The following is an 18180-nucleotide window of genomic DNA, read 5'->3' as shown; positions in this document are numbered from 1 at the left end:
CGACCACCTACCGTCGGGGGATGGGGGTGAGGCGGCTGTGCGTCGTGCTGCTGGCCGCGTCGCTCGCCGGCTGCGCCCCGGCCACCGCCGCCACCGAGCCGCCGCCGGCCCGGCACGCCCCGGACCAGGCCCGGCCGGTCGCGGTCCGTACCCTCACCGTCGACCCGACCGGGCCGCGCCCGCTGCCGGTGACGCTGTGGTACCCGACCGAACGCGGCAGGGTCGCCCCGGGCCGGTTCCCGGTGGTGGTGCACAGCCACGGCCTGCTCAGCCTGCCCGAGTTGCACGCCGCACTGGCCACCCGGTGGGCCGCCGCCGGGTTCGTGGTGGCCGCGCCGGCCTACCCGTACACCAGCCGGCGGGCGACCCGGTTCAGCCGCGCCGACGTCCGCAACCAGCCCGCCGACGCCTGGCGGCTGATCCGGCACCTGGTCCGGCTGGACGCCCGCGCCGGTGACCCGCTGGCCGGGCACCTGGACGTCGGCCGGTTCGCCGCGACCGGCCACTCGGCGGGCGGCTTCACGACCGCCGGCATGTTCACCTCCGGCCACCCGGCCCGGCTGCGCTCCGGTGTGATCATCGCCGGGGGCGGGCTGGCCGGGGCCTTCGCCGGCCCGGCCGCCCCGCTGCTCTTCGTGCACGGCACCGCCGACCCGGTGGTGCCGTTGACCGTCGGGCAGGCCGGCTACCGGCGGGCGACCGGCCCGAAGGCGTTCCTCGGCCTGCTCGGGCAGGGCCACGGAGATTACCTGACCCCGGGCCGGCCCGGCTTCGACCAGGTCCTCGCCGCCACCACCGACTTCCTCCGCTGGACCCTCTACGACGACCGGGACGCCGGCCGCCGGCTGCGCGCCGACGCCGCCCAACCCGGCGTCACCACCTTCGACGACCGGCTGGCCGGCCCGGGTCCGTGACCGCCGCCCGGCCGGGCACAATCGGATTCATGTTCCGTCGCCGTACCCCGGTCCTGCTGACCGCCGCGCTGCTCGTCGGCGGCCTCGCCGGCTGCTCGACGCCGGCTCCCGCCCCCACCGCGGCACCGCCGACGCCACCGAAGGCCACCACGCCGGCTCCGCGCGTGCCCGCCGGCACCGCGCCGGCCGAGGCGTTCGCGGTCGGCGTACGACAGCTCAAGCTGAACCGGGGCGGCGACCGCCCGCTGCCGGTGACCCTCTGGTACCCGGCCCGGGGCGACGCCGGTGCGGCGGCGCAGCGCGACGCGACAGTGGCCACCGGACGGTTCCCGGTGGTGGCGTTCAGCCACGGCCTGGACGGCCGGCCGGCCGACTACCAGGCGCTGCTGACCCGCTGGGCGGCGGCCGGTTTCGTGGTGGCCGCGCCGACCTTCCCGCACACCGGCAAGGGCACCGACGGCAGCGTCCTCGACGTGCTCAACCAGCCCGCCGACGTGTCGTACGTGCTGGACAAGGTGCTGGCGTTGGACGCGCGGGCCGGTGACCCGCTGCGTGGCCGGCTCGCCACCGACCGGGTGGCGGCGGCGGGGCATTCGGCCGGCGGGGTGACCACCATCGGCCTGTTCACCACCGGGCGGGACGAGCGGCTGCGCGCCGGGGTGGTGCTCGCCGGGACGGGGCTGGGGGTGGGCACCGCCTTCGCCGGGACCGCCGCACCGCAGCTCTTCGTGCACGGCCGGGCCGACGAGGTGGTCGACTACGCCGCCGGCAAGGCCGCCTACGACGCGGTGCCCTGGCCGAAGGCGATGCTCAGCCTGCCCCGGGGCGACCACGGCCGCGCGCTGCTCGGCGACGGGGCGGCCCTGCGGGTGGTCTCCGACACCACGATCGAGTTCCTCCGCTGGTCCCTCTACGGCGACGAGGCCGCCAAGGGCCGGCTCCCCGCCTCGGCGGCCCGGGGTGACATCGCCACCCTCGACGACCGGCTCTGACCCCTGGTCAGGCGGTGTGGTCGACGACGACCTTGCCGAAGACCCCACCGGAGTGCAGCCGGGCGAAGGCGTCGGCCACCCGGCTGAACGGGACCACGCTGTCCACCACCGGGCGCACCTCGTGCTCGGCGCAGAACGCGAGCAGCTCGGTCAGCTCGTCCGGGGTGCCCATCGAGGTGCCGAGGATCTCCAGCTGCATGGCGAAGACCCGCCGCAGGTTCACCGCCGGCAGGTGCCCGGAGGTCGCCCCGGCGACCACGATCCGGGCCAGCGGAGCGGCCGACTTCAACGAGTGGTCGAAGGTGGCCGCGCCGATCGTCTCGATCACCACGTCGACCCGCTCCGGCAGCCGGGCGCCGGGCTCCACCGCGGTCGCCCCCAGCGCGGCGATGCGCTCCCGCTTGCCGGCGTCGCGGCTGGTGGCGTACACCCGCTTGCCCAGGGCCACGCCGAGCGCGACCGCCGCGGTGGCGACGCCGCCGCCGGCCCCCTGCACCAGCACCGACTCGCCGTCGGCGACCCGGCCGCGGGTGGTGAGCATCCGCCAGGCGGTGAGCCAGGCGGTCGGCAGGCAGGCCGCGTCGGTCGCCGACAGGCCGGTCGGCAGCGGCAGCAGGTTCATCCGGGGTACGGCCACCCGCTCGGCGAGGGTGCCCTGGTAGTGCTCGGAGAGGATGGAGACGCCGCGCGGGTCGCCCGGGGTGGGCAGCACCGGGTAGACGACCACCTCGTTGCCGTCCGGGTCGGTGCCGACCGCGTCGCAGCCGAGGATCATCGGCAGCTGGCCGTCGGCGAGCCCCACCCCGCGCAGCGACCACAGGTCGTGGTGGTTGAGCGAGCTGGCCCGGACCTGCACCGTCACCCAGCCGTCGTCCGGGTGGGCGGGCTCGGGACGGTCGCCGACGGTGAGCGCGGCGAGCGGGTTGTCGGCGTCGAACCGGGAGGCATAGGCGGCACGCATGATCCGCACCGTAACAGCGGAACGATCGTTCATGAAGGGTTCCGGCCGTCCACTGCCCGGCTGGCGACGCCGATCCGCCGCCGACCGGAGCGGGTGGCGCACAGCCGGCCGGCGACGCGCCACCCGCCGGCTCAGGCGCGGGCCACGCCGTCGTGGCGGGCGGCTCCGGCGACCGCCGCCGCCACCGCCGGGGCGACCCGGGGGTCGAGCGGGGACGGCACGACGGCGTCCGCGCTGAGCGACCCGGCGACCACCCCGGCGATCGCGTCGGCGGCGGCCACCTTCATCCCGTCGGTGATCCGGGTGGCCCGGGCGTCCAGCGCGCCCCGGAACACCCCGGGGAAGGCGAGCACATTGTTGATCTGGTTGGGATGGTCGCTGCGCCCGGTGGCGACCACCGCCGCGTACCGGGCGGCCACCGCCGGGTCCACCTCCGGGGTCGGGTTGGCCAGGGCGAAGACGATCCCCCCGGGGGCCATCCCGGCGACCGCCGCCTCGTCGATCCGCCCGCCGGAGACGCCGATCAGCACGTCCGCGCCGCGCAGCGCCTCGGTGACGTCGCCCCGGCGGCCCTGGGCGTTGGTGGTCCCGGCCAGGTGCGCCTTGGTCTCGGTCAGATCGGACCGGTGCCGGCCGATGATGCCCCGGGAGTCGCAGACCACCACCTGCTCCGGGTCCACTCCCCCGGCGACCAGCATGCGGGTGACCGCGATCCCGGCGGCACCGGCCCCGCTGACCGTCACCCGCAGGTCGCCGAGCTTGCGGTGGAGCAGGGTGGCCGCGTTGCGGAGCGCGGCGAGCACCACGATCGCGGTGCCGTGCTGGTCGTCGTGGAAGACCGGGATGGGCAGCGCCTCGTCGAGCTGCCGTTCCACCTCGAAGCAGCGGGGGGCGCTGATGTCCTCCAGGTTGATCCCGCCGAACGACGGGCCGAGGGCGCGCACCGTGGCCACGATCTCGTCGACGTCCTGGGTGTCCAGGCAGATCGGCACCGCGTCCACGTCGGCGAACTGTTTGAACAGCACCGCCTTGCCCTCCATCACCGGCAGCGCCGCGCGCGGGCCGATGTTGCCGAGGCCGAGCACGGCGGAGCCGTCGGTGACGACCGCGACGGTGTGCGACACCCAGGTGTAGTCGTCGACCAGGACCGGGTCGGCGGCGATCGCCTCGCACACCCGGGCCACCCCCGGGGTGTACGCGAGGGACAGGTCCTCCCGGGTGGTCAGCGGCACCGTCGAGGTGACGGCCAGCTTGCCGCCGCGGTGCAGTCGGAAGACGGGATCGGCGGAATCCACTGTGGATGCGGACATGGTGACTCCAGGATCTGTCGAAGCAGACGGAGCGGCCGGCGCGATGGCGCGAGGTGAGGCGGAGCGGCGACACGCGGGTACGCGGTACGGGGGTCACCCGGGCACCTCCCGAGCATAGTCAGCCCACCGGTGCCGCATGTGAGGAGGGTCATATCGACACCGGCAGCCGGCCGGGGCGGGGCCAGTAGCGGAACACCACCCGACCCAGCACGTCGGCCACCCCGTACGCCCGGGAGTCGTCGGTGCCGAACTCGTTGTCACCGCGCAACCACCACCCGTCGTCCTGCCGACGGATCGCGCGCTTGACCACCAGCAGCTCCGGGCGGCTGCGGAAAACGGCCACCACCACGTCGCCGGGGCGGACCGGTCGGCCACCCCGGCGGACCAGCACGGCGTCGCCGTGGCGCAGCGTCGGCGACATGGACGGGCCGACGACGCCGACGGCGGTGACCGGGGCACACAGCCGTGGGATGGAACCGGGCCCGCCGACCGTCACGAGGTTTCCCCTCCGCCCCTGCCGGGGACGTCCTCAGGAGTAGTGTCGTCTCGGATCATCGCAAACATCCCATGGAGGACCCTGATGCGACTTGCCCGCATCCTCTCGCCCCGTGTGACCGCCAGCGCCCACTGCGACCTGCCGTGCGGCGTGTACGACCCGGCCCAGGCCCGGATCGAGGCCGAGTCGGTCAAAATGATCTGCGAGAAGTACCAGGCGAACACCGACCCGGAGTTCCGCACCCGGGCCATCCTGATCAAGGAGCAGCGCGCCGACCTGGTCAAGCACCACCTGTGGGTGCTCTGGACCGACTACTTCAAGCCGGCGCACTTCGAGAAGTACCCGCACCTGCACCAGCTCTTCAACGAGGCCACCAAGGCCGCCGGCGCGGCCGGCGCCAAGGGCGCGACCGACCCGGCCAAGGCCGACGAGCTGCTTCAGAAGATCGACGAGATCTCCAAGATCTTCTGGGAGACCAAGCAGGCGTGACCCTGCCCGCCACGGCACCGGCGATCCGGCCGGCACGTCCCGGGGACGTGCCGGCCGTCGTCACGATGGTGCACGAACTGGCCGACTACGAGCGGGCCGCCGACCAGTGCCTGCTCACCGTGGCGCAGCTCGACCGGGCACTGTTCGGTCCGGCTCCGGCGCTGTTCGGTCACGTCGCGGTGGACGACGACGACCGGCCGGTCGGCTTCGCGCTGTGGTTCCTCAACTTCTCCACCTGGGCCGGTGTGCACGGCATCTACCTGGAGGACCTGTACGTCCGCCCGGCCCATCGGGGCACCGGGGCGGGCCGGGCGCTGCTCGCCGCGCTCGCCGGGATCTGTGTGGAGCGCGGCTACCAGCGGCTGGACTGGTCCATGATCCACTGGAATCCGGCCGCCCGGTTCTACGCCTCGGTCGACGCCGATCCGATGACCGAGTGGGTGCCGTACCGGCTCAGTGGAGCGGCCCTGCGCGGCCTCGCCGGGCGCGGGGTGACGGCGGCCACGCACGTGTCGGCCCGGCCGGGTAGAGTCCCGGACCGGGGGGATGAGGCGTGACTCAACTGACCGGCCAGCCAGCGACCGACGACGACGTCGTGCACCTCACCGTGCCCGCCGACGGCGGCTACCTGGGCGTGCTGCGCACCGCCACGGCGGGGCTCGCGGCCCGCCTCCAGTTCGCTCTCGACGAGATCGAGGATCTGCGGATCGCGGTCGACGAGGCGTGCGCCATGCTGCTCGCCATCGCCACCCGCGACGCCGAGCTGGAGTGCCGTTTCTCGGTCACCGAGGACGCGCTGACCGTCGAGGTGACGGTGCCCACCGTGCGCGGCGCGGCCCTGCCGGGCGAGTCCTCGTTCGCCTGGAAGGTGCTCACCGCGCTGACCACCTCGGCGGCGGCCGAATCGGCCGACGGGCGGGCCACCATCTCGCTGCTGACCCGCCGCTCCGCCGGTTACTGACCCCCGGCCGCCCGGCCGTCCCGGGCCGGTGGCCGAGGGTCAGTCGAAGCCCAGCGCCCGGGTGGTGGGCGGGCTGACCAGCAGCGCGCAGACACCGAGGCCGAGCGCCATCAGGGGTACGCCGAGCCAGCCCAGCCCGCCGGAGACCATGAACCAGCCGACCGGCAGCAGCATCAGCTCCAGCACCATCGCCGGGGCCCGGGCACCGGCCCGACGGCGGGTCAGCGCCCCGCCCAGCGCCCAGAGGGCGACGGCACCGGCGACGGCGAAGCCGGTCACGAAGAGTGCCGAGACGAGGTCGGTCTTGGTGGCGGTGAGGTCGGCCCAGACCAGCCATCCGGAGAGCAGCGCCAGGGCGACCGCTTCGGCCCGCAGCAGGCGTACCGCCCACCGCAGGGTGTCGGGAACCGGCGCGGAGTCGATCGTCACGCGGGCCACGATACCGCTGCCCCATCACGTAAAGTGCCGGCCATGCGGGCCGTCCTGGTGGTCAATCCGAAGGCCACCACCACCAGCGAACGCAGCCGGGACGTCCTGGTCCGGGCACTGCGCAGCCAAGTAGACCTGTCGGTGCGGTACACCCGTCGCCGGGGTCACGCCACCGACCTGGCCCGGGAGGCCGCCCAGGAGGGCGTCGACCTGGTGGTCACCCTGGGTGGTGACGGCACGGTCAACGAGGTGGTCAACGGTTTGATGACCGCCGAGCCACCGACGATCCGCACCGGTGGTTCCCCGGCGGATCGGCTGCCGGCGCTGGCCACCGTGCCGGGCGGCTCGACCAACGTCTTCGCCCGCGCCCTCGGCCTGCCCCGGGAGTGGGCGGACGGCACCAGCATGATCCTGGAGGGGTTGCGGCTGGGCCGGTCCCGGACGATCGGGCTGGGCCGGGCCGACGACCGCTACTTCACCTTCTGCGCCGGCTTCGGCCTGGATGCCGCGGTGATCAACCGGGTGGAGCAGGCCCGGCGGCGGGGGCGGGTGTCGTCACCGTCGCTCTACTTCCGGTCCACCCTGAGCCACTACTTCCTCGGCGCGCACCGCCGTCATCCGGCGATCAGCCTGGAGCGGCCCGGCGAGCCGGCCGAGGGTGAGCTGGGCACGGTGATCATCCAGAACACCGCGCCGTGGACGTACCTGGGCGACCGGGAGGTCAACCCGAACCCGGAGGCGTCGTTCGATCTCGGGCTGGACGTGCTGGCACTTCGTCAGCTACGCGTCGCCAGCACCACACGCACAGTGACCCAGCTCCTGTCCCGACACCCCGACCCGCACGGCAAGCAGGTGCTCCGACTGCACGATCTGGAGGAGTTCACGCTGGTCTCGGCCCGTCCGCAGGCCTTCCAGCTGGACGGGGACTACCTCGGCGAGCGACACAAAGTCAGATTCACCTCCGTTTCCGGCGCACTGAGAGTAATCTGTTAGGTCTCGGGTAACGCCCTAGGTCGAGCGGTCGGGACACCGCGCGGCGCGGTGGCCGCCACACCGAGGAGGTAGTGCCGGAAATGTCAGCAATGTCACGCGGACTGTACTATATTGATCCTCGACTGTGGTACGCCGGGTAACGGGGAAGCCCGGAAAACGGACAAAAGGGTCGTGAGCTTGCTCACCGAGCGGAGTTTTTCCGCGCGTCACCCCTTGACATCGCGTTCGTTCGTGAAAGTATTCACAAGCGAACTTGAGTTACCGGGACATTGCCTGGATACGCTCGGCGGGCCGAGCTGTTCCAGCAGGCCCAGGCGCTGAACGAGTCTGCTCACGCAATGCTGAATAGTCGTACGCGAACCGTCACGATTGGCACTGCGGACGGATATAAGAAAAGCACCAGCGTTATCTGCCGCCCATCCAGAATGAGGAGTGTTGCCGCCATGGACTGGCGTCACAATGCCGTCTGCCGCGACGAGGACCCGGAGCTGTTCTTCCCGATCGGGACGTCCGGTCCGGCTGTCCTGCAGGTCGAGCAGGCCAAGGCCGTCTGCCGGCGCTGCTCCGTGACCGACCAGTGCCTCCAGTGGGCACTGGAGTCCGGTCAGGACGCCGGCGTCTGGGGCGGGATGAGCGAAGAGGAGCGCCGCGCGGTCAAGCGCCGTGGCGGTCTCCGGGTGCTGCGCGCTCACTCCGCCTGAAAAACCGATCCCACACGCTGTTCGCCCCGGCCGGGTCCACCCTGCCGGGGCGTTCCGCATTCCCTACTCACCGTTACCGCAACCCGACCGGTACGCGTGGCGAAACATTCACGCACAGTAATACTGGCCCGGTTACTCCCGGTTGTCGCCGACCGTCACGTCGACCCGCCGCAGCACCAGGTCCACGAGGTCCGGCGAGTCGTTCAGCGGAGCACTGACGGCCACCGCACCCGCCCGCCGGGCCGCCGTCACCACCGCGTCGTGGAAGAGCCCCGGCGCGAGGAAGTAGGCGCACACCGCCACCCGCCGGGCGCCCGCCGCGCGCCACCGGGTCACCGCCACCCCGGCCACCGGCGGGGCGGCCGAGGCGTACGCCACCGTGCAGGGCACCCCGAACCCGGCGGAGAGGGCGGCGGCGACCCGCCCCACCGAACCACGCGCCCGCGCGTCCCTGGTCCCCGCCGCCGCCAGCACCAGCGCGTCGACGTGTCCCGGCCCCGCCTCGGCCAGCCGGTGCCCCAGCCCGGCCAGCAGCCCGGCGTCCACCGTGCCGTCGGCCGGTCCGAGCACGTCGGTCACCCGTACCGTCAGCTCCGGCGCGGCCTCCCGGGCGGCTGCCACCGCCGCCGGGACGTCCACCCGCCGGTGGTACGCGGCGGTGAGCAGCAACGGCACCACCACCGCCGTACGGTGACCGGTGGCGGCCAGCCCCCGCAGCACCTCCGTCGGCCCCGGATCGGTGTGGTCCAGCCAACTGGGCAGCACCGGCGTACCGGGACGGGCCGCCTCGACGGCCCGGGCCAGCGCCCGGGTCGCCGCCGCCGCGCGCGGATCCCGGCTGCCGTGCGCCACCAGCACCACCGGCACGCCGGAACGGGGCAGCGCCGGCACGCCGGAGTCGGGTGCCACCGACCCGCCGCAGTCGGGCACCACCGGCACGCCGGAGCCGGGTAGCGCCGGCCCGGCGGCCGGTACGGCAGTCACCGCGCCGGTCGCCGGGACGTGTTCCGGCCCGGTCAGACGTGCAGACCGCACTCGGTCTTCTCGAACATGGCCCACCGGCCGGCGCGCGGGTCCTCCCCCGCCTTGGTCCGACGGGTGCAGGGCCAGCAGCCGATCGAGCCGTAGCCCCGGCTGAGCAGCTCGTTGACCGGGATGTCGTAGCGGGAGATGTAGGAGTCCACGTCGGCCTGGGACCAGGCGGCGATCGGGTTCACCTTCACCTTGCCGCGCCGGGGGTCGAAGGTGACCACCGGCGTGTTCGCCCGGGTCGGCGACTCGTCCCGACGCAGCCCGGCGGCCCAGGCGTCGTACCCGGACAGGGCGCGCTCCAGCGGCTCGACCTTGCGGAGCTGGCAGCAGTCGTCCGGCGAGCGGTTGAACAGCCGGGGGCCGTACTCGCCGTCCTGCTGGCCGACGGTCTGCCGGGGTCGGATCGACCGGACGTTCACCGGCAGCCGGCGGGCCACCTCGTCGCGGACCCGCAGCGTCTCCGGGAAGTGCAGCCCGGTGTCCAGGAAGACCACGTCCACGCCGGGAGCCACCCGGGACACCAGGTGGGCGAGCACGGCGTCGGCCATCGAGCTGGTCACGCAGAGCCGGTCGCCGAAGGTGTCGGCCGCCCAGCGGGCGATCTCCAGCGCCGGAGCGCCCTCCAGCTCACGGCCGGCCCGCTCGGCCAACGCCCGCAGCTCGGCCCGGTCCCGGCGGGCCGGATCGGCCGACACCGGCCCGCCGGGGCCGACCAGACCCAGATCGGTGGCGGAGAGCAGGCCGGTCATCGGGCCACCGCCCGGCTGAGCAGGCCGTTGAACTTCACGGTGAAGACCCGGGCGCAGGCGTGGCACTCCCAGGCGCCGTGTCCGGCCTCGTTCGGTCGCAGGTCCTCTTCGCCGCAGTACGGGCAGTGCAGCGGCGCGGATCGGGTTTCGCTCATCGGAGTTCCTCCTCGTCGACCCTGATCACCCAGTTGGCGAACGTCTCGCCCTCGGTCCGGCCGGCCAGGTAGCGGCGGGCCAGTCGTTCCACGTACTCGGGAAGCTCGTCGGCGGTGGTCTTCAGGCCGCGCAGCTTGCGGCCGAACCCGGCGGTCTGTCCCTGGGCCATGCCCAGCCCGCCGCCCAGGTGCACCTGGAAGCCCTCCACCTGCCGGCCGTCCGGGCCGACCACCAGCTGACCCTTGAGGCCGATGTCGGCGACCTGGGTCCGGGCGCAGGCGTTCGGGCAGCCGTTGAGGTGGATGGAGATGTCCGCGTCGAAGTCGCGCAGCCGCTCCTCCAACCGGGCGACCAGTTCCTCGCCGCGCGCCTTGGTCTCGACGATGGCCAGCTTGCAGAACTCGATCCCGGTGCAGGCCATGGTGCCGCGCCGCCACGCCGACGGCCGGGCCTCCAGACCGATCCCGCGCAGCTCGTCGACCAGGGACTCGGTCCGCTCCGACGGCACGTCCAGCACCAGCAGCTTCTGGTACGGGGTGAGCCGCACCCGGTCGCTGCCGTGCGCCTCGACCACGTCGGCGAGCTTGGCGAGCTGCCCGCCGGAGACCCGCCCGACCACCGGGGCGGCCCCGACGTAGTGACGCCCGTCGCGCTGCCGGTGCACGCCGATGTGGTCGACCGGCTTGTCGGGCAGTTGCGGGGCGGGGCCGTCGAGCAGGGTGCGCCCGAGGTACTCCTTCTCCAGCACCTCGCGGAACTTCGCCACGCCCCAGTCGGCGACCAGGAACTTCAACCGGGCCCGGTTGCGCAGCCGGCGGTAGCCGTAGTCGCGGAAGATGCCGACCACGCCCGCCCAGACGTCCGGCACCTCGGCCAGCGGCACCCAGACGCCGAGCCGCTTGGCCAGCATCGGGTTGGTGGAGAGGCCGCCGCCGACCCAGACGTCGAAGCCGGGGCCGTGCTCCGGGTGCTCGACCCCGAGGAAGGCGATGTCGTTCGCCTCGTACGGGGTGTCGACCAGCCAGGAGATGGTGGTCTTGAACTTGCGGGGCAGGTTCGAGTACGCCTTGTCGCCGACGTACCGGCGGACGATCTCGTCGAGCGCCGGGGTCGGGTCGAGCACCTCGTCCTCGGACACCCCGGCGACCGGGCTGCCGAGCACGATCCGGGGGCAGTCGCCGCAGGCCTCGGTGGTCTGCAGGCCGACCGACTCCAGCCGACGCCAGATCTCCGGCATGTCCTCGACCCGGATCCAGTGGTACTGGATGTTCTGCCGGTCGGTGATGTCGGCGGTGTCCCGGGCGAACTCCCGGGAGATGTCGGCGATCACCCGGAGCTGGGCCAGCGAGAGCTGACCGCCGTCGACCCGGACCCGGAGCATGAAGAACTCGTCCTCCAGCTCGTGCGGCTCCAGCACGGCGGTGCGCCCGCCGTCGATGCCGGCCTTGCGCTGGGTGTAGAGGCCCCACCAGCGGAACCGGCCGCGCAGGTCCTGCGGGTCGATGGAGGCGAACCCGCCGTGGGCGTAGATGTTCTCGATCCGGGCCCGCACGTTCAGCGGGTCGTCGTCCTTCTTGATCCGCTCGTTGGGGTTGAGCGGCTCACGGTGCCCGAGTGCCCACTGTCCTTCGCCACGGGGACGTCGGGGGGCACGGGTGACGGGGCCGGCGGTGGGCGTCGGGTTCCCGGGGCGGGCCGGGGTGCTGCTGACCGCCATCGCGGCGTCCTCCGTTGTCTCTGCGGTGCCTCGTGGGAGCGCGGGCGCGGCGGCTGGGCCCGGGGAGGGCCGAGGACAACGGTGTCGGAACGGCCGGCGCGGAGTGCGCGCCCGAGACGGATGGGTCGGGCGTCGTCAGTAGGCCGGACAGAGCGCGCTGCGTACGCGGCCGTAGTCGACGTGGCGGCGGGCCACGAAGCGGCGGACGACAGCGGCGGTCATGGGCCTATGCTCCCACACCCACCGGAGACCGGCCAATGACTAGGTGCGGCATCCCACATCACGGGCCGCATCCCCGCCGTGACCGTCGCCACTCGGTGTGGAATCCTCGATCAGTGGGCGCAATGTCCGGAAAAAGTTATTCGTCGGTATTGTCGCGGGTACTGGTCTGGCTGGTTCCGCTGCTGGCCACCCTGCTCCTCGGCGGCTACGGGATCGGCCGGGCCCAGCTCTGGCGCGACGAGCTGGCCACCTGGAGCGCGGCCACCCGACCGATCGGGGACCTGCTGCGGCTCACCCGCACCATCGACGCGGCGAGCGGCCCGTACTACCTGTCGGTGCACGCCTGGACGGGGCTGGCCGGCGACTCCGAGGCGGCGCTGCGGCTGCCCTCGGTGCTGGCCATGGCGGCGGCGGCCGGCCTCACCGCCGTACTCGGTCGACGGTTGTTCGGGTCGGCTGCCGGCCTGCTCGCCGGCCTGCTCTTCGCCGTCCTCCCGGGCACCTCCCGGTACGCGCAGGAGGCCCGGCCGTACGCGCTGGTCACCCTCCTCGCCGTGCTGGCCACCGTGCTGCTGGTCCGCGCGCTGGACCGCCCGGGCCGGTGGCGCTGGGCCGGTTACGCGGCGGCGGTGGCCGGTCTCGGCCTGGCGCACCTGCTCGCCCTGGGCCTGGTCGCCGCGCACGCCGTGGCGGTGCTGACCGGCCGACCGGCCGCCGACCCCGCCCGCCCGGGCGGGACAGCCGAGCCGGGCCAGCCCGGCGGGGGCACCCCGGGCGGGCGGTGGCGGGACCGCCGGTCGGCCGGCTGGGCGCTGGCCGTGCTGGTCGCCGCCCTGCTGCTGACACCGCTGCTGGTCACCGCGGCGGGACAGCGGTCGCACCAACTCGACTGGATCGCCCCGGCCCGACCGGCGGACCTGGCGGCCCTGCCCGGCGGACTGGCGCAGAGCGGTGTAGTGGGCGGGATGCTGGTCGGGCTCGCCGCGCTCGGGGCGGCCCGGGCGGGACGGCGCGGCCTGCTGCCCGGGGCCGGTGCGCTGCTGCCGGTACTGCTGCTCTTCGTCGCCGCGCTGGCCGTCCCGCTGTGGGTGCCGCGCTACCTGTTCTTCACGGTGCCCTTCGGCTGCCTGCTCGCCGGTGCCGCCCTGGCCGGGCCGACCCCGGCGGCCCGACCCTCGCCCGGCCCGCCGGGGCCGCTGCGGCCGACGCCGGGACCGCCTGGGCCGCCGCCGGGGCCGGTGCCGACCGGGCCGCCGCCGACGGGGTGGCGGCCGGCGGCCGGTGCGGGGCTGGCGGTGGTGGCGCTGGCCGGGCTGCTCGGACTGCCGGACCAGGCCGCGGTACGGCACGGTCACGGCTGGCCGCGCAGCGCCACCGTCGACTACCGGGGGGCGGCGGCGGTGATCGCCGCCGGCCAGCGGCCCGGTGACGCGGTGGTCTACGCCCCCCGCGACGGCTGGCTCTTCCTCGACCTGGGGGTCGACTACCACCTGGCCCGGACGGCCGGTGACCCGGCCGGCGGGGTCCACCCCCGGGACGTCCTGGTCACCGAGGGACGACGGGAGCGGGCCGACCTGTGGGTCGGCGAGTGCGCCCGACCCGCCGAGTGCCTGGCCGGCGTCGACCGGGTCTGGCTGGTGGTAGCCGGGCGACGTGACGATCCGCTCGCCGCGGTGCCCGGGGCGAGAGGCGAGGCGCTGCGGGCCGGCTTCAGTGTCGACGAGGTCCGGCCCCGGCCGGGGGTGACCGTGGCGCTGCTCGTCCGCCGGGGCTGAGCGGCACGGTCACCGGTCAGGCCGGCTTGCGCTCCAGCAGGACCACCCGGACCCGGTCGAACCGCTCGACGTGCCGGATCAGGAAACGCTGCCGCAGCAGCGCCTCCCGGGCCGGCGGCAGACCGGCCAGCGGGTCGTCGAGGTGCCCGGTCTCCACCAGCCAGATCCGCCGGGTGTCGCCGAGGCAGGGCAGCGGTTCCCGGCACTCGCGGGCGGTCAGCCAACCGGTCTGCCGGGCCGGCACGGCCACGAAGACGTCCCGGGGACGCGCCTGGTCGCGCAGGCCGTAGTCGGTGGCCTTGCGGGCCACGTCACTGGAGCCGCCGAACCCGTCGTTGTACGCCACCCCGTCGCCCGGCTCGACCTGAGTCCCCAGGTAGCGCACCGCGTCGAGGTAGCGGGGCTGCCCGTCGGCCTCGTTGGACCGCACCCGCTCCTGGGCCGGCAGGGTCTGCCAGGCCAGCACCGGCAGCAGCACCAGCGCCCCGGCCAGCCAGGCCGCCGGCAACCGTTCCCGGGTGGCCAGCCGCGCGGTGCGGCAGACCGCGAACGCGGCGAGCAGCGCCCACGCCGGGACGGTGAACAGGAAGTACCGGGCCAGGAAGAGGTGCAGCGTGCCGGCGGTGAGGTAGCCGGCGACCGGGGGCAGCACCGCCCAGACCAGCAGCATCAGCACCGTGGCCCGCCGGTCGGCCCCGGCCACCGCCACCGCGAGGACGGCGAGCGCCGCGACCAGCGCCAGCACGGCCGTGGTGCCGGTGAGGTTGGCCAGGAAGCGGAGCACGGCGTCGGCGTCGTTCTCCACCCAGGAGATCTGCCCGGACTGCCGGCTGCCGAGGATCAGCACCGGCAGGACGAACAGCCCGGCGATCGCGGTGGACGCCGCCCACCGCCAGCGCGGTTCCTCGCCGCGCACCGACCGCCACAGGTGGAACAGGTGCGCGGGCAGCACCAGCAGCGCGACGAAGTGCAGCCAGCCGACCAGCACCAGCAGCACGCCGTACGCCCACCAGCGGCCCCGGGTCGGCCGGTCCACCGCGCGCAGGAAGAGCCAGGTGGCCGCCACCGCCGCCAGGGTGACCAGCGCGTACGACCGGGCCTCCTGGGCGTACCGGGAGACGGTGGGCAGCAGGGCGAGGACCAGCCCGGCCAGCACCCCGACCGGGGTGTCGAAGAGTCGCCGCCCGATCAGGGTGACCAGCCCGGCGGTGAGCCCGACCGCGAGTACCGAGGGCAGCCGCAGGGCGGTCGTCGAGTCCCCGGTCACCGTGGTCAGCGCCGACATGACCAGGTAGTAGCCGGCGTGCACCAGGTCGATGTTGCCGACCAGCATCCGGAACTGCTCGACCGACAGCGACGTGACGTGCCAGGTGACCAGTTCGTCGTTCCACAGGTCCCGGGCGTCCAGCCGCCACCAGCCGAGGCCGAGCGCGACGACGGTCGGCAGCAGCGCCCACCAGCCGCCCCGGCCCCCGGCCCGCACCGGCACGGCCCGGCCGGTGACCTCCGCCGGGTCGGCCCGCCCGGTCCACTGGATCGTCGGCGCGGTCACTTCGCGGTCCGGATGTCGAAGCCGAAGGTGTCCTTCGCGGCGGAGCGGCGGAACGCGCGCAGCGCCGCGTCGTCCCGGTCGATGTTCCACTTCCCGGAGCCGTTGATGTTGAAGTACGCCACCCCCAGCAGGTCCTTGCGCCGGGCCACGTTGGTGAGCAGGTCGGTGATCTGGGCGGGCCGCCGGCTGCTCGGTTCGGCCCCGGTCTCCACGATCAGCAGCGGACGCCGGGTGAAGGTGCGGATCTGGGTGATCGTCGGGACGAAGAGGTCCTGGAACGTCTTGGGCCCCCGGTTGGTGTAGTAGCCGTCCATGCCGACCCAGTCGACGTATTCGTCCCCGGGGTAGAGCGCCCTGATGCTGACCTTGCGCAGGTAGTTGACGACGTTCGGGGTCCAGGTCCAGATCACGTTGGTGGCGCCCTGCTGGGTGAAGATGTCGTGCAGGTGCCGCCAGGCGGCGACGTACTCGGCGGCCCTGGTCTGCTTCGTCCCCCAGGAGTACCAGTGCCCGTTCATCTCGTGGGCGAAGGTGAGGGCGATCGGCAGGTTGAGGGTGCGGACGGCGGCGGCGAACTCCTTGACGTACGCGTCGTGCTTACCGGCGGCGATGTCCCGCAGCGGCACGTCGTACGGCTCCCAGCGGATCACCGCCAGCGCGCCGTAGTTGTGCAGCTCACGGACCTCGCTGGCGGCGAACCTGTCGTCGAAGCTCTCGAAGATCGCCACCAGGTTCGGGGGCTTGCCGGTCTCCGCGGCGAACTTGCGCACCAGCTCCATCTCCGCGCCGCCGGCCACGGTGACGCCGAGGTACCTGCCCTTCGGTGCCTTCAGCGCGGTGACGTCGTACGCCGGGACCGGCTCCTCGGCGGCGGCCCCGCCCGGTCCGCCGACCGCCCCGGCGACCGTGATGTCGACCCGGCGCAGCACAGCGAACTCGGTGAAGGCCAGCGCGAGCACCAGCAGGAAGGTGACCAAGTATTTCGTCCTCACCGCACGACCTCGACGTCGCGTGCCGGGTCGACCAGCAGCGCCTGCCCGACGACGGCCAGGTAGAACACGGCGCTGAGCAGGGCCGGTACGAAGATCCACGGTTCCGGTTCGACGAGCATCCGCCAGCCGGCGACGCCGGCCCAGACCAGCCCGGTGCCGGCGGTCCAGACCGTCATGCCGGTCCACAGCCGCCGGGTCTTGCTCTTCTTGGCGGTGCCGCCGGTGGGCTGCCAGCCCATCCGCCGGCCCCGGACGATGTCGATGATGGCGAAGGCGTGCGCCCAGCCGTAGATCATCTTGACCGTCCAGCTCTCCAGGCCGTAGCGGCTGCGGTGCCAGAGCGGGAAGATGACCATGTTGTAGACCACGCTGGGCAGGATCAGCAGGTAGTTGGCGAGCGCGATCCGGTGCGCGAACGCGGTCAGCATCAGCACCGGGATGACCGGCGCGACGAAGGTGAACAGCCCGGTGTGCAGGTAGTAGCAGAACCCGGAGACGTAGCTGAGCCGGGCCCGCAGCCGCAGCTTCGTCGACCAGAACTTCCGCGACCCGAGCAGGCTCATCGAACCGGCGCACCAGCGGTACTGCTGGGTGAAGAACGAGTCCACGTCCGACGGGCACAACCCGGCAGCCAGCACCACCGGGATGTAACGCAGGTTCCACCCCTTCATCCGCAGGTCGAAGCCGGTGTGCACGTCCTCGGAGTGCTCGATGAGGGTGGACCCGCCGATGGAGAACAGCGCGTCGCGGCGGTAGACGGCGCAGCTACCCACGCAGATCGCCGAGTCGTGGGCCTGCCGGGACACCTGCACCGACCGGTAGAACAGCTCCTGCACCGCGCCGGCCCCGCGCTCCACCCAGGTCTGCCCCAGGTGCACCCGGAAGTACTGCGGCGACTGCACGATGCCCGCCCGCGGCTCGGCGTCGAACCAGGGCAGCATCTGGTCGAGCATGTCCGCACGGGGGACGAAGTCGGCGTCCAGCACCAGGATGAAGTCGCTCATGGTGCGTTCGAAGGCGTACCGCATGTTGCCGGCCTTCTTGAACCAGCCCCGGTTGGGTCGCCGCTGGTAGACGAAGCCGAAGGCGAGCGCCATCCGTTCCATCGCCTCGTTGGGCGAGTCGTCGAGCACGTAGACGGTCACCTCGCCCCGGTAGTGGCGGCCCATCGCCCGGACGTGCTCCCAGGTGTTGCGCAGCACGTGCGCGGGCTCGCCGCAGACCGGCAGGAAGACGTCGACGCTCGGGTAGCGGGCCGGTCGCCAGGTGCGGACCAGCTCCTGGTGGCGGGCCAGGTCGAAGCCCGGGGTGAAGAGGTTGACCGCCAGCGAGACGAGGTAGTAGGCGATGGTGAAGAACAGGAGCGGGGCGAGCAGCCAGAGCCACGGGGTGAGCCGGACGAAGAGCAGTTGGCTGGTGATCAGGCAGCCGAAGCTGACCAGCGACGGCACCATCAGGGCGGCCAGCCGCCGCTTGCGGTACGAGACCAGCTCGGCGTCGGTCGGCGGCAGCGGCACCGGGGCGTACGCGGGCCGGTGCGTCGCGTCGGAGGGTTTGCGGGGGGTCCACTTCGAGACCTGGCGCGGAACCCGGAACTCCGCGGTCGGCGACAGCACCGCAGCCGGATCGACCGCAGGTGGTGAGGTCATCGCTTCGTCTCCCCCGTCCGCCGGCCGCACGCACTCCCCCGACAGGGCGAGCGGGATGTCGCCGGACGCGTCCAGGGAAGCCGGGCACGG

19 protein-coding genes are annotated in these 18180 nt (G+C 73.5%); 8 read left to right on the top strand and 11 right to left on the bottom strand.

What is annotated here, in order from left to right; all coding sequences use genetic code 11:
• Window positions 1–20: 20 nt before the first annotated feature.
• Together GA0070623_RS23485 and GA0070623_RS23480 are read left to right on the top strand one after the other, a co-directional pair.
• Window positions 21–914 carry an alpha/beta hydrolase family protein gene (locus tag GA0070623_RS23485; protein ID WP_067311964.1) on the top strand — a complete coding sequence of 298 codons (894 nt, stop codon included), beginning with the start codon at window positions 21–23 and terminating at the stop codon, window positions 912–914.
• 29 nt (window positions 915–943) lie between these two features.
• Window positions 944–1906 (top strand): alpha/beta hydrolase family protein, encoded by a 963-nt coding sequence (locus GA0070623_RS23480; RefSeq protein ID WP_067311994.1) that lies wholly within the window; start codon window positions 944–946, stop codon window positions 1904–1906.
• 7 nt (window positions 1907–1913) lie between these two features.
• Here GA0070623_RS23480 and GA0070623_RS23475 read toward each other — a convergent pair whose 3' ends face one another.
• The 3 genes from GA0070623_RS23475 to GA0070623_RS23465 form a co-directional block, all read right to left on the bottom strand.
• Window positions 1914–2876 (bottom strand): zinc-binding dehydrogenase, encoded by a 963-nt coding sequence (locus GA0070623_RS23475; RefSeq protein WP_172898452.1) that lies wholly within the window; start codon window positions 2874–2876, stop codon window positions 1914–1916.
• 122 nt (window positions 2877–2998) lie between these two features.
• A complete protein-coding gene (locus GA0070623_RS23470; RefSeq protein WP_067311961.1) occupies window positions 2999–4177 on the bottom strand; it encodes an NAD(P)-dependent malic enzyme in 1179 nt (392 codons plus the stop codon).
• Between the two features lie 148 nt (window positions 4178–4325).
• Window positions 4326–4598 carry a S24 family peptidase gene (locus tag GA0070623_RS23465; RefSeq protein WP_084261459.1) on the bottom strand — a complete coding sequence of 91 codons (273 nt, stop codon included), beginning with the start codon at window positions 4596–4598 and terminating at the stop codon, window positions 4326–4328.
• A gap of 159 nt (window positions 4599–4757) precedes the next feature.
• On the opposite strand from GA0070623_RS23465, the gene sodN reads away from it, so the two are divergent.
• Genes sodN through GA0070623_RS23450 form a run of 3 tightly spaced genes read left to right on the top strand, consistent with a single transcriptional unit; the run spans window position 4758 to window position 6123 of the window.
• Window positions 4758–5162, top strand: coding sequence for a superoxide dismutase, Ni (gene sodN / locus GA0070623_RS23460; RefSeq protein ID WP_067311955.1), 405 nt, complete (start codon window positions 4758–4760; stop codon window positions 5160–5162).
• Window positions 5159–5719, top strand: coding sequence for a GNAT family N-acetyltransferase (locus GA0070623_RS23455; protein WP_067311952.1), 561 nt, complete (start codon window positions 5159–5161; stop codon window positions 5717–5719). The genes sodN and GA0070623_RS23455 overlap by 4 nt, the downstream gene beginning before the upstream one ends.
• The gene (locus GA0070623_RS23450) at window positions 5716–6123 is read left to right on the top strand and encodes an ATP-binding protein (protein WP_067311948.1); all 408 of its coding nucleotides are present in this window, start codon (window positions 5716–5718) and stop codon (window positions 6121–6123) included. The genes GA0070623_RS23455 and GA0070623_RS23450 overlap by 4 nt, the downstream gene beginning before the upstream one ends.
• Before the next feature lie 39 nt (window positions 6124–6162).
• Here the strand turns inward: GA0070623_RS23450 and GA0070623_RS23445 are convergent, their stop codons facing one another.
• Window positions 6163–6552 carry a hypothetical protein gene (locus GA0070623_RS23445; RefSeq protein ID WP_067311987.1) on the bottom strand — a complete coding sequence of 130 codons (390 nt, stop codon included), beginning with the start codon at window positions 6550–6552 and terminating at the stop codon, window positions 6163–6165.
• Between the two features lie 42 nt (window positions 6553–6594).
• On the opposite strand from GA0070623_RS23445, the gene GA0070623_RS23440 reads away from it, so the two are divergent.
• Window positions 6595–7545: a diacylglycerol/lipid kinase family protein gene (locus GA0070623_RS23440; RefSeq protein ID WP_067311944.1), complete on the top strand. Its 951-nt coding sequence runs from the start codon at window positions 6595–6597 to the stop codon at window positions 7543–7545.
• Between the two features lie 443 nt (window positions 7546–7988).
• Window positions 7989–8246, top strand: a complete 258-nt coding sequence (locus GA0070623_RS23435) for a WhiB family transcriptional regulator (protein WP_067311984.1) — start codon at window positions 7989–7991, stop codon at window positions 8244–8246.
• Between the two features lie 132 nt (window positions 8247–8378).
• Here the strand turns inward: GA0070623_RS23435 and GA0070623_RS23430 are convergent, their stop codons facing one another.
• From GA0070623_RS23430 to GA0070623_RS23420, 4 genes are all read right to left on the bottom strand, one after another.
• Window positions 8379–9137, bottom strand: a complete 759-nt coding sequence (locus tag GA0070623_RS23430; protein ID WP_231932861.1) for a sirohydrochlorin chelatase — start codon at window positions 9135–9137, stop codon at window positions 8379–8381.
• Between the two features lie 125 nt (window positions 9138–9262).
• Window positions 9263–10027: a phosphoadenylyl-sulfate reductase gene (locus GA0070623_RS23425; protein ID WP_067311941.1), complete on the bottom strand. Its 765-nt coding sequence runs from the start codon at window positions 10025–10027 to the stop codon at window positions 9263–9265.
• On the bottom strand, window positions 10024–10182 hold the full coding sequence (locus GA0070623_RS30450; protein ID WP_172898451.1) for an IS1 family transposase: 159 nt from the start codon (window positions 10180–10182) through the stop codon (window positions 10024–10026). Before GA0070623_RS30450 ends, GA0070623_RS23425 begins: the two co-directional genes overlap by 4 nt.
• Window positions 10179–11900 carry a nitrite/sulfite reductase gene (locus GA0070623_RS23420; RefSeq protein WP_067311938.1) on the bottom strand — a complete coding sequence of 574 codons (1722 nt, stop codon included), beginning with the start codon at window positions 11898–11900 and terminating at the stop codon, window positions 10179–10181. The genes GA0070623_RS30450 and GA0070623_RS23420 overlap by 4 nt, the downstream gene beginning before the upstream one ends.
• 335 nt (window positions 11901–12235) lie before the next feature.
• Between GA0070623_RS23420 and GA0070623_RS23415 the strand changes: the two genes are divergently transcribed.
• Window positions 12236–13897, top strand: coding sequence for a glycosyltransferase family 39 protein (locus GA0070623_RS23415; protein WP_407937948.1), 1662 nt, complete (start codon window positions 12236–12238; stop codon window positions 13895–13897).
• A gap of 16 nt (window positions 13898–13913) precedes the next feature.
• On the opposite strand, the gene GA0070623_RS23410 is transcribed toward GA0070623_RS23415, so the two are convergent.
• From GA0070623_RS23410 to GA0070623_RS23400, 3 genes are read right to left on the bottom strand one after another with little or no spacing between them, the layout of a single operon-like run.
• Window positions 13914–15449 (bottom strand): glycosyltransferase family 39 protein, encoded by a 1536-nt coding sequence (locus tag GA0070623_RS23410; protein WP_067312106.1) that lies wholly within the window; start codon window positions 15447–15449, stop codon window positions 13914–13916.
• The gene (locus tag GA0070623_RS23405) at window positions 15446–16441 is read right to left on the bottom strand and encodes a glycoside hydrolase family 26 protein (protein ID WP_157517589.1); all 996 of its coding nucleotides are present in this window, start codon (window positions 16439–16441) and stop codon (window positions 15446–15448) included. Before GA0070623_RS23405 ends, GA0070623_RS23410 begins: the two co-directional genes overlap by 4 nt.
• Complete coding sequence (locus tag GA0070623_RS23400) at window positions 16438–18090, bottom strand: glycosyltransferase family 2 protein (protein WP_084261467.1); 1653 nt, start codon at window positions 18088–18090, stop codon at window positions 16438–16440. The genes GA0070623_RS23405 and GA0070623_RS23400 overlap by 4 nt, the downstream gene beginning before the upstream one ends.
• Window positions 18091–18180: the final 90 nt, after the last annotated feature.

It is taken from the genome of Micromonospora rifamycinica, from assembly GCF_900090265.1.
GTDB lineage: Bacteria > Actinomycetota > Actinomycetes > Mycobacteriales > Micromonosporaceae > Micromonospora > Micromonospora rifamycinica.
This window is presented reverse-complemented; position numbering and strand designations above follow the sequence as displayed.

What these genes read in the sequence shown, in the direction of transcription:
- GA0070623_RS23485 (WP_067311964.1), top strand. Translation starts at nt 21, where the DNA reads ATGGGGGTGAGGCGGCTGTGCGTCGTGCTGCTGGCCGCGTCGCTCGCC.
- GA0070623_RS23480 (WP_067311994.1), top strand. Translation starts at nt 944, where the DNA reads ATGTTCCGTCGCCGTACCCCGGTCCTGCTGACCGCCGCGCTGCTCGTC.
- GA0070623_RS23470 (WP_067311961.1), bottom strand. Translation starts at nt 4,177, where the DNA reads ATGTCCGCATCCACAGTGGATTCCGCCGATCCCGTCTTCCGACTGCAC.
- GA0070623_RS23465 (WP_084261459.1), bottom strand. Translation starts at nt 4,598, where the DNA reads ATGTCGCCGACGCTGCGCCACGGCGACGCCGTGCTGGTCCGCCGGGGT.
- sodN (WP_067311955.1), top strand. Translation starts at nt 4,758, where the DNA reads ATGCGACTTGCCCGCATCCTCTCGCCCCGTGTGACCGCCAGCGCCCAC.
- GA0070623_RS23440 (WP_067311944.1), top strand. Translation starts at nt 6,595, where the DNA reads ATGCGGGCCGTCCTGGTGGTCAATCCGAAGGCCACCACCACCAGCGAA.
- GA0070623_RS23435 (WP_067311984.1), top strand. Translation starts at nt 7,989, where the DNA reads ATGGACTGGCGTCACAATGCCGTCTGCCGCGACGAGGACCCGGAGCTG.
- GA0070623_RS23425 (WP_067311941.1), bottom strand. Translation starts at nt 10,027, where the DNA reads ATGACCGGCCTGCTCTCCGCCACCGATCTGGGTCTGGTCGGCCCCGGC.
- GA0070623_RS30450 (WP_172898451.1), bottom strand. Translation starts at nt 10,182, where the DNA reads ATGAGCGAAACCCGATCCGCGCCGCTGCACTGCCCGTACTGCGGCGAA.
- GA0070623_RS23420 (WP_067311938.1), bottom strand. Translation starts at nt 11,900, where the DNA reads ATGGCGGTCAGCAGCACCCCGGCCCGCCCCGGGAACCCGACGCCCACC.
- GA0070623_RS23400 (WP_084261467.1), bottom strand. Translation starts at nt 18,090, where the DNA reads ATGACCTCACCACCTGCGGTCGATCCGGCTGCGGTGCTGTCGCCGACC.